Source organism: Aquamicrobium defluvii (genome assembly GCF_004363725.1).
Taxonomy (GTDB): domain Bacteria; phylum Pseudomonadota; class Alphaproteobacteria; order Rhizobiales; family Rhizobiaceae; genus Mesorhizobium; species Mesorhizobium defluvii.
In genome coordinates, this window is the sequence record NZ_SNZF01000058.1 from 1 (window position 1) to 7,298 (window position 7,298).

At 60.0% G+C, this 7,298-nt stretch carries 8 protein-coding genes, 1 tRNA gene and 3 pseudogenes; 5 read left to right on the plus strand and 7 right to left on the minus strand.

Features of this window, described 5'->3' with window-relative positions; translation table 11 throughout:
• Positions 1-154: 154 nt before the first annotated feature.
• Positions 155-890 (minus strand): annotated as a pseudogene (locus tag DES43_RS21720) (IS3 family transposase); the annotation flags it as partial.
• Between the two features lie 27 nt (positions 891-917).
• Here DES43_RS21720 and DES43_RS22570 point away from each other — a divergent pair.
• Both DES43_RS22570 and DES43_RS21725 read left to right on the plus strand, forming a co-directional pair.
• Positions 918-1,280 carry a lysozyme family protein gene (locus DES43_RS22570; protein WP_208110869.1) on the plus strand — a complete coding sequence of 121 codons (363 nt, stop codon included), beginning with the start codon at positions 918-920 and terminating at the stop codon, positions 1,278-1,280.
• Positions 1,281-1,481: 201 nt separating this feature from the next.
• Positions 1,482-1,802, plus strand: coding sequence for a M15 family metallopeptidase (locus DES43_RS21725; protein ID WP_208110867.1), 321 nt, complete (start codon positions 1,482-1,484; stop codon positions 1,800-1,802).
• 148 nt (positions 1,803-1,950) lie between these two features.
• On the opposite strand, the gene DES43_RS21730 is transcribed toward DES43_RS21725, so the two are convergent.
• The 3 genes from DES43_RS21730 to DES43_RS21740 form a co-directional block, all read right to left on the minus strand.
• Positions 1,951-2,229, minus strand: a complete 279-nt coding sequence (locus tag DES43_RS21730) for a hypothetical protein (protein WP_133676371.1) — start codon at positions 2,227-2,229, stop codon at positions 1,951-1,953.
• An 80-nt stretch (positions 2,230-2,309) separates the two neighbouring features.
• Positions 2,310-3,179: a hypothetical protein gene (locus DES43_RS21735; protein ID WP_133676372.1), complete on the minus strand. Its 870-nt coding sequence runs from the start codon at positions 3,177-3,179 to the stop codon at positions 2,310-2,312.
• Between the two features lie 103 nt (positions 3,180-3,282).
• Positions 3,283-3,357, minus strand: a tRNA-Thr gene (locus DES43_RS21740).
• 132 nt (positions 3,358-3,489) lie between these two features.
• On the opposite strand from DES43_RS21740, the gene DES43_RS22575 reads away from it, so the two are divergent.
• The 3 genes and pseudogenes from DES43_RS22575 to DES43_RS23120 all read left to right on the plus strand — a co-directional run.
• Positions 3,490-3,666 carry a hypothetical protein gene (locus DES43_RS22575; RefSeq protein WP_156953494.1) on the plus strand — a complete coding sequence of 59 codons (177 nt, stop codon included), beginning with the start codon at positions 3,490-3,492 and terminating at the stop codon, positions 3,664-3,666.
• Positions 3,667-3,826: 160 nt separating this feature from the next.
• Entirely contained in the window at positions 3,827-5,116 is a 1,290-nt protein-coding gene (gene murA / locus DES43_RS21745; protein WP_035027217.1) for a UDP-N-acetylglucosamine 1-carboxyvinyltransferase, read from the plus strand.
• A 343-nt stretch (positions 5,117-5,459) separates the two neighbouring features.
• Positions 5,460-5,588, plus strand: a pseudogene (locus tag DES43_RS23120) (P-type conjugative transfer ATPase TrbB); the annotation flags it as partial.
• A 75-nt stretch (positions 5,589-5,663) separates the two neighbouring features.
• Here the strand turns inward: DES43_RS23120 and DES43_RS21755 are convergent.
• From DES43_RS21755 to DES43_RS21765, 3 genes and pseudogenes are all read right to left on the minus strand, one after another.
• Positions 5,664-6,095 (minus strand): annotated as a pseudogene (locus tag DES43_RS21755) (transposase); the annotation flags it as partial.
• 258 nt (positions 6,096-6,353) lie between these two features.
• Positions 6,354-6,713, minus strand: coding sequence for a cupin domain-containing protein (locus DES43_RS21760; protein WP_084496513.1), 360 nt, complete (start codon positions 6,711-6,713; stop codon positions 6,354-6,356).
• A gap of 66 nt (positions 6,714-6,779) precedes the next feature.
• A partial coding sequence (locus tag DES43_RS21765; protein ID WP_425359077.1) for a phytoene desaturase family protein occupies positions 6,780-7,298 on the minus strand: 519 nt, incomplete at its 5' end.

The window sequence follows — 7,298 nt, forward strand, 5'->3', positions numbered from 1 at the left end:
ACGATGACTGGCGGCGCGCCCGAAAGTCGCCAAACCCGAAACTTTCCTGACCAATCCGCCGCCGTGCCATCGCTGCCCTCAATCTCTCGTTCAAGGAGAGCGAATCACAAACAGCAAATGCCGTCCACAGCTACCCGCGCACAGGTCTCATAAGTTATGCGGCCAATGCTGCGTCCAGCATGGCGTAATATCGTTCTGCGGCCTCGGCCGGCGGAATGTTCCCTATGGGCTACAGAACGCGGCGGTTGTTGAACCCGTCGACCCATCCCAGCGTGGCGAACTCCACGGCTTCGAAGTTTCGCCGCTGTCCCCGCCGATGGATGACCTCGGCCTTGTAAAGACCGTTTATCGTTTCGGCGAAAGCATTGTCGTAACTGTCGCCAACGCTTCCGACAGGCTCGATGCCTACCTCTCCCGGCCGTTCTAAAATAGGGAATAGACACGTATTGGGAGCCGCCGTCGGAATGATGAACCAGCCCGCCGCGATGGACGGGCCGCCGATCATCGAGCACGCAGCCCTCATGGGCGGTTTGGCTTGCCCGCCAACCGACCTGCCGCGGCCCAAGGCATCGACGACGAAAGCCACGCAAAGGAAGCCCTGTCTGACACCGTGGTTTTGACGGGCTTGCCGCCAATGATGCCCCGGAGTCCCATCGCCCTCGTAAGCCCGGCGACAGTGCAGCGGGCAACGTCGTAGCCATGTCGCTGTAACTGCCGCCAGACCTTGCGCACGCCCTAGGCCTGGAAGCTCTCGTTGAAGACCCGGCGTATCTCGACCTTGATGGCAATGTCGCGTCGAGCGCGGCTGACCGACGGTCCACGTCGTTGCACTTGGCGATGACCTCATAATAAGTGGACGGGGCAATCGGCAGCAGTCTGCAGATCGGCTCACCGGGGGAGCCGTCAACCTTGTTGGCATGACGCTGGACGAAGTGGACGCCCTCCAGTCCAAAATGCTCCGCTACCCCGACAACTCTTGGAACTCCTCCGCCGTGGGCCGATACCAGATCGTCAGAACCACCCTCAGGGACCTCCGCAAGGAGCTTGGCCTTACCGGCAAGGAACGCTTTGACGAGAAGACGCAGGACCGCCTTGCCATGGCCTTGCTGGAGCGCCGGGGTCTCTCCAAGTGGCGGGCAGGCACCATGAGCGACACCCAGTTCCTCAATAGCCTTGCGCAGGAATGGGCCTCTCTGCCGACCTCCAAAGGCAAGGGCCACTATAAGGGCCAACGTGCCGCCGCCACGCCGCGCCAAGTCCTCAAGGCCCTCCATGGCTGACCACCCGGCCACTCCTCCGCCACGCTCAGACCTCAGGGGAATAGCCTCCCTGAAGGAACTCCCGCCGCCTACGCCAAGATACCGGACACCGATGGAGGAGGCAGGCCGGGACAAATCGCCAAGTTCATCGAATGGAACAGCGACCCGGTAGGCAACCATGAGGCCAACCTCAAGACCATCAACCCGACGCTGGCGGACGTGGTGAAACGCGCCCAGACCATTGCAGGGGGCAGCTTTGTGATCGGCTCAGGCAAGCGTGATGAAGCCCTCCAGAAGAAGGCCGTGGAGTGGGGATGGTCCAAGACTTATGACAGCGACCACTTGGACGGCAACGCCGTGGACCTTTGGCCGCTGGATGATGATGGAGCCGTCAACTTCGATAGCAAGCTCCAGACCGAAATCGTGAGGGCCATGAAGCAGGCCGCAAAGGAGCTTGGAGTCTCCCTAGACATCGGAGCCGAGTGGAAGCGCTTCAAGGACCGGCCCCACTTCGCCCTCACCTCCGCCCGTGCAGGAGCATGACACAATGGAAATGACCAACAGCACCACCACCACCGGGTCCCTTGATCCCGACATCTTCCGCCGAGCCGCCGAGGAGGTGGACCGGGAGTATTCCGCCCGAGGAACGCCAGCCGCCCAGCCCCAAGAAGACAGACCAACCTCCTCCGGCCTAGGGGGGGTAGGCGACAATCCACGGCATCCAGAACAGTGCCCGTCTATGAGGCTCGGAGTGATCCTTGGTGGAGCCGCCAAAAGTGGCCTTGAGTATCTGGGTGGCCTCCTCCTCAGTCCAACCTTTGGTGTCAGGCTCCACCACGTCTCGATTGTCAGCGAGGCCAGACGCCACATTGAGTGGAAGATCGAACTCCTTGACCCCATGCGTCAGAACCGCGCGAACTGCCGATAGGTACTTGTCCGTAATGGTCTTAGGCGACAGGCCGGTTTCCATCAGGCTATCCCGCCATCGCCGCACATCGTCCTTGGTGACCCGCCGCGCATCGCCATGCCCGAGGAAGGCGATGAACTTTTTCAGGTACGCCGATTGTCGCGCACCGTCTTGGGGCGGATGCTTGTGGTCTTGGCCTTGTGATCTAGGAGGTCTTCCAGCGGCAACCCGCCATCGTCCCTCTTTGACTCAGAGGAAGGCGAGGAAGCCACGTAAGCAGGAGCCGCCACCAATTCCTTCACCGGGCCATATTCGCCGCCACGCCTCGCCTCTAGGCCGCGCTGAGCCGCCCCCATGAAGCCCAACATCTCAAGGTTGACCAGCCGCCTTGTTACTGCATCGACGTGAAGGCCATGAGCCGAAAGCGCTTCATCCGTATCCGCACCATGTGTTGCCTCAAGGCCTGCCGCTAGGTCCCGCCCGACGAGCGCCCCTAGGCCGGGATACTTTTGGAGGAGGCGGAAGGCGAGCTTGGTGCGCCGCTCTCCCTTAGCCCGGAGAAATTCCTTGAGGTCTGTCTTGAGTGATTCGCGCTCAGGCGAAGCCATCCGCTCCACCATCGCCAGCCATGCGGCATCCCCATCAGGGGAGACCTCCGGTAAGACAGCCTCAGGGGGCGCGTCAAACGGCTCCTCCTCATGCTTGGCAAGAAATGCCCTGGCATGATCCGCCGCAATGGCTATACGCTGCTTGTGGGAAAGTGACTCAGGACCGGAATCTAGGAGCGCTTGCCACGCCTGCGTCTTGGCTTCCCACGCATCCAGCATCGCCCGATAGGCCTTGCCCGCCTCATCCCGATCCTGTTTGCCGGTAGAGCGGCCAAACTCCTGAGCCTTGCCGATACCCCGGACGCCGAGTGACAGGAGCCGGTCCCGTTGTCGCCAAAGATTCTCAGGGATTCGGAAACGACCCTGCCAAATGTCCGAGCCCTTGCGCTTGAACAGCCCCCGCATTCGCCACCGCCTGCCAGCCATTGCCCTAGCACTTTCCCATAGCAGTCCGCATTGACGGAAGCCACGGAAAACGCTAACCTTTTGACACTGCTTGGGAAGAAAATGGTGCTGCCAGAGAGGATTGAACTCTCGACCTCTCCCTTACCAAGGGAGTGCTCTACCACTGAGCTACGGCAGCGACCGGATGCGGCGGTCTTCTGCCACATCGTTTGGCCGAGTGCAAGGCCATAAACAGCCTGTGCAAAGACGTTGTTTTGGACACGCCCTTGCCATATTCATGAGGCTGCATCCAGCCGTCGGGAAAGCAGGCATGAAGGACCGGAAGGGAACCGCATCCAGCAGCGAGGATTTGCGCAAGGCACGCCTGGCCGAGGCATTGCGGGCCAACCTCATGAAGCGCAAGGCCCAGACCCGTGCGAGGCGCGCGGGGGAGGCCGATCAGCGTCCGCAGGGCATCGGGGCCGCGCAAACCAAGCCGGAAAGCTGATCCGCAAGTTTCTTTGCGCGCCATCCCGTCTGCGCATTTTCTTGAACAGCGGCCGCCTATGGTTTAGACGGACCGCTTCAACCGATTGAAGCACGCCGGCATTGCCGGCTAAAGGCGCGGCACATCCCAGACCGGCATTTCGCCGGGGAGAGGCATCTTCATGGATCGCATCAGGATCGTCGGGGGCAACCGGCTCTCAGGCAACATTCCGATTTCCGGCGCCAAGAACGCCGCCCTGCCCCTGATGATCGCCTCGCTGCTGACGCGCGAGACGCTGACCCTGGAGAACGTGCCGCATCTTGCCGATGTCGAACAGCTCATCCGTATTCTCGGCAATCATGGCGTTGACTATTCCGTCAACGGGCGCCGTCACAGCCAGACCGAAGGCTATTCGCGCACCATCAACTTCACGGCCGCGAACATCGTCGACACCACCGCGCCCTACGATCTGGTTTCGAAGATGCGCGCCTCGTTCTGGGTCGTCGGGCCGCTTCTGGCCCGCATGGGTGAAGCGAAAGTCTCGCTGCCGGGAGGCTGCGCCATCGGCACGCGGCCGGTCGACCTGTTCATCGACGGCTTGCAGGCGCTGGGCGCCGACATCGACGTCGAGGCGGGCTATGTGCTGGCCAGAGCGGGTAAAGGGCTGCGCGGCAACCGCTACCGCTTCCCCAAGGTTTCCGTCGGCGCCACCCACGTGCTGATGATGGCCGCCTCCCTCGCCCGCGGCGAGACCGTGCTCGAAAACGCCGCCCGCGAGCCGGAAGTCGTCAATCTTGCCGAGTGCCTCAACGCCATGGGCGCGAAGATTTCCGGCGCCGGCACCGCGACCGTCACCATCGAGGGCGTGGACGAACTGCATGGCGCGAATGTGCGCGTCATTCCCGACCGGATCGAGACCGGCACCTATGCCATGGCCGTGGCCATGACCGGCGGCGACGTTCTTCTGGAAGGCGCGCGCGCCGATCTTCTGGAAACCGCGCTCGACACGATTGCCCGCACCGGTGCGGAAATCACCACGACCAATGAAGGCATCCGCGTCTATCGCAACGGCTCCGGCATCAAGCCGGTGGACATCACCACCGAACCGTTCCCCGGCTTCCCGACCGACCTTCAGGCGCAGTTCATGGGCCTGATGACCATGGCCGAAGGCCGCTCGCACATCACCGAGACGATCTTCGAGAACCGCTTCATGCATGTGCAGGAACTCGCCCGCCTCGGCGCCCACATCACGCTCTCGGGCCAGACGGCCATCGTCGACGGCGTGGCGAAACTGAAGGGCGCGCCGGTTATGGCGACGGACCTGCGCGCTTCCGTGTCGCTGGTGATCGCCGGACTTGCCGCCGACGGCGAAACCATCGTCAACCGCGTCTACCACCTCGACCGTGGTTTCGAACGGCTGGAGGAAAAGCTCTCCGGTTGCGGCGCGACCATAGAGCGCATTTCGGGTTGAGAGCCGCGCCGACCCCCGTCGCGGTTGCACAGGCTCGCAACTGCCGATACGATATTCGCTGCAAATTGCTGTTTAATATAACGTTTTTTCTACGAGATAGAACAAAACAGGTATATTCGGCTTCCGCAGCCTGTTAGCATCATTGTCCTCCTATCCCGAATCTCTTCGTTATATGATCCTGCGGAGCGACTGATGCACCCTGTTGAAGAAAGCGAGATTCGCCTGTCTTTGTAGGTCGCAGCGCCACGGCATTCCTTAGCTTGTTGCAAATCCCGATTTCCTGCCCCTTTTAATCGTCTCCGTTCGCAGCACGAATGTTTGCGCCCGAGGAACGGGGGGCTGTGTGGCGCTTGATAATCACGAACAGGTCATTTCACGCGGTGCGCGGATGCTACGCACGGCACTCGGTCCTGCCATCGCCCGCTATCTCGAAGACGCGAGCATTATCGAGGTGATGCTGATCCCGCAGGGCTCCCGCCTCATCGGCCAGTATGACAGCCAGGTCGCGTTCGGCCAGTCGCGGGTGCTTCTGTTCATCGCAACAGCCAGATCGGCGCTTGCGGCCTTTGATCTTCTTGCCGGCATCATAGCCACGTTGCCCACCGGCTTGGGTGGTTTTGACGCTTTGGCTATCGATGATGGCGGCGGACGGGCTGGCGCCGCGGCCGACGCGTTCGCGATCCGCCATGACCAGTGCGTGGTTGATCTTCTCAAACACCGAACCGTCGCGAAAAGCCGCAAACCAGCGATAGACGGTCGGCCACGGCGGAAAATCCGATGGCAGCAGCCGCCAGGCTATGCCGCGCAACACATAGAAGATCGCGTTGATGATCTCCCGCATCAGCCAGGCACAGGGCCGGCCTGTCTTCCGAGCGGCAGGCAGATGCGGTTCGACCAGCCGCCACTCCTTGTCCGTCAAATCGGTCTGGTATCGCGACGTAGAGCGGCTATGCTGCTGACGGGTGGTCGGGGTCCACATGACAATCTCCAAGAAGCTCGCAACTCCTTGGAACCATCTGAACTCCGGCCCCTCAACCCCTTTCGAAACGGTCTCTTAGTTCCCGTCACTGGGCAACTTCCTTGGACTGCCAGTGAGCGGCTAAGAAAACGGGCCTGCATCCGGACGAACTGCGCACGATGAGGCATGATATGGCAAGTATCGGAAAAACACGAAGTGCAAATCAACACAAGCGCCTTGGCGATGGTGAGAGTGAAACCGGTCGAACGCCTCGTCCTATCACCTTTCAGGATGGATAACTGTGAAATACTTTTGCATTGTTGTTATAACGCGCCATGTTCCCGACAATCCCGGCTCACATATGAAAGTATCTCCAGCAGAAAGAGTGACAGGAACACCGCCTTCCGGTGTGATGACACAGCTTCCTTCAATTATACTGCAGAACTCCCAGATACCATTATAGTCCATTCGCCACACACCCGGCGTGGATTCCCAAATACCTGCTGCCGCGCGTCCATTCAGAGCAGTCGAGAAACGCCACGCTCTTGTCCTTGGCTTTCCCTCAAGGATTTCCGGGAAAAACGGTGGATTGTCGACCGGAACTACCGCTTCATGCTTAATGATTACGAGCCCACTCATCTCTGTCTGCGCTCCTTCCCTGATATGCTTCGGATTGTATTTCTTTTCTAAGTTGCCTTAATACATTTACACTTCCATACGATCATTCAGTATTTCCTGCGCAGCTATAAATCCCGGAAGACCTGTGATGTTGCCACCCGGGTGGGAGGCTGAACCACATAGATAAAGCCGATTCACAAATGTCCGATATTTGCCGGCCCCCTCGAACGGACGGTTGATGCCTATCTGACCGTTGGTAAAGGCCCCCATTAAAACGTCAGCTTCACGCATATTCGGATTGTTAAGGGCGACGTCCCGCGGACTCTGAGAAAAGCTGCTTATTGTTGCGGCACGAAGGTTTGGCGCATAACTCGCCCACATGTCGAACATTCGTTGAGCATGCTTTTCCCGCTCAGCCAGCCAGTTGTTTGGGTCACCATGAAGTGCGTACGGCGTCTTCTCCCACATAAATGCCGTATGCTTCCCGGTTGGCGCTTGAGATGGATCAAAGTGTGATTTTTCATGGAATGAGGACCCCAGTTGAGGGGTAATTTTCGTCCAAACGGGACCCCTTAACGTGGGGTCATCAAAGTGCGTCCGGTTTGA